The 1901-nt window shown below is 68.8% G+C and carries 2 protein-coding genes; both read right to left on the bottom strand.

Annotation, left to right across the window (positions count from 1 at the left end):
- Positions 1–700: 700 nt before the first annotated feature.
- On the bottom strand, positions 701–1063 hold the full coding sequence (locus ACWEN3_RS46000; RefSeq protein WP_452984342.1) for an ArsR/SmtB family transcription factor: 363 nt from the start codon (positions 1061–1063) through the stop codon (positions 701–703).
- A 140-nt stretch (positions 1064–1203) separates the two neighbouring features.
- A complete protein-coding gene (locus tag ACWEN3_RS45995; protein ID WP_452984340.1) occupies positions 1204–1443 on the bottom strand; it encodes a hypothetical protein in 240 nt (79 codons plus the stop codon).
- Positions 1444–1901: the final 458 nt, after the last annotated feature.

The following is a 1901-nucleotide window of genomic DNA, read 5'->3' as shown; positions in this document are numbered from 1 at the left end:
GCACCGCGTGCGAAGCCCAGCATGTTGCCCGCGCCCGCGTTGCAGCCCGGGCCGGCAACTCGTTATCGCTGTAGGAGTCCGGCCAGTGTGCGGGCAGTTGAGCCGCGAGGTCATGCAGGTACCTGCGAGGTCCCGGTCGTCAGGCAGTTCCTCCCACCCCTGGTCGGCGAAATCCCTGCCCAACTTGACCTCGTCGAAGGTGGCGCGATGCATGTGCCGCGATGCTGAACGCGGCGTCCGGCTTGTACTTCTGCCAAGCTCTTTCGAAGGCCAGATCATGAGGTTTGTACGCTCGTTGGAAAGGATCGCCATCAGCAACTGGGCGCTGGCGCCGGTCCGATGAGCCTGGGTACGGGCCTGGGAGGCGTAGACGGCAGGCTGGTGCGCAGCGGACGTCCCCAACGCCGAGGGCGTGTCGGAGTCAGCCGACGGGGGCGGTTGCGAGACGCCTGTTCCCACGGGAGGCGGAGCGTCGCTTTGAGAATGTGGGCCGCACGCACGATGACGTGTACCACCAGAGCGAAGACCACGTCAGGCAACCACCGTCGGCGCTTCGGTCCCCGGCACTCTGAAGCCACCCCTCCCTCGCATCCCGCCGTCGGTCCGACACCCGTAACGGCTGGAGGCCCCCTCTGGCAGGGCTCGGACAACGGACGACGGAGGATGTTCCCGCGTGTTCTGCCTCGAGGCTGCGATGGCCTCAGCCGCCGGCGCTGCGCAGCTCGCGCACCGGTGGGAGGGTGTGCCGCGAACGTATGGTCAGCTGTCCGACCATCAGCCTCACGACCGTGACGATGTCGGGGTCATCGACGTAGTAGACGTGCCGCCGGCCCTCGCGGCGGGAACGCACGAGTCCGGCGATCTTCAGCTTGGCCAGGTGCTGGCTGACCGCGGGCAGGGTGCCACCCAGTCGGTCAGCGAGATGCGTGACGTCACTCTCGCCCTGCGACAGTGCCCACATCAGGTGGAGCCGGGCCGAGGAGGCGAGCAGCCCGAACATGTCGGCCGCCTCGGCGAGAACCTCGGCGGGCGGATCCTCGAAGCCACCGACGTTCCCCGTCACAGTCCCCTCCCGTCCGCCCACTGCACAGCCGCCCACGTGTCCCCCAGTGTAGGCGTCGGCTTGCTCGGTGTCCGGGTACCGAGGACACGCCCTGCCGCCCAATACCTGAGGCCGCACCGGGCAACGGCAGAACCGGGTGATCAGTCCTTGTAGTAGTTGTTGACCACCATGTCCGGCTCGTCATCGTCGAAAGCCTCGTTCAGCAGGGCGCCACCGATGAGTCCGGCCGCGTCGGCGCCGATGAGCGCACCGGTACCGAAGCGGCGCCCGCTGTCCTGCTGCTGTTGGTGGTCGTGCTGGTCCTGGTACGGCTGTCCGTACCCCTGCGGCGCCGTCGCCTGCGGATACCCCTGCTGAGGCAGGGGGTAGAACGGCGGCACGCCGGTCTGCACCCGCTGGGCGCAGCCACCGCAGGGGCGCGAGAGCGTCGGATCCGGTGAGCCCTTGACCACACCAAACGGGCCAGCGAGGCAGGGACCGCATCGCACCAGTGATCCCGGCAGCCACCACGCTGCAGCCGATCCGCGGCCCGCATGCGCACGGTCGTCAGGTCCAACAGTGCATAACTGTACTAACCACGGCTGATCCGCTGCAGCGCGCTGCTGCTCCAGGTGTTCGTGGTCTCGGGCGGCATCCTCGGCCTCATCCCCCTGATCAGGAAGGTCTGCCCTTCCTGGCCAAGGGCGGCTCCTCCAAGTCGCCAACTGACTGAAGGCGCCCTGCTGCTGCCCATCAGCGCCGGCGCCCGGCGACGGGAGCTCGAGCAGGCGGCTTCGGCACGGAGCCGGCGGTAGCCACCGGTCACGGCGCGGAACGCGAGGCCCGGCGCCGCGGGACA

It is taken from the genome of Streptomyces sp. NPDC004561 (assembly GCF_053602155.1).
This window is presented reverse-complemented; position numbering and strand designations above follow the sequence as displayed.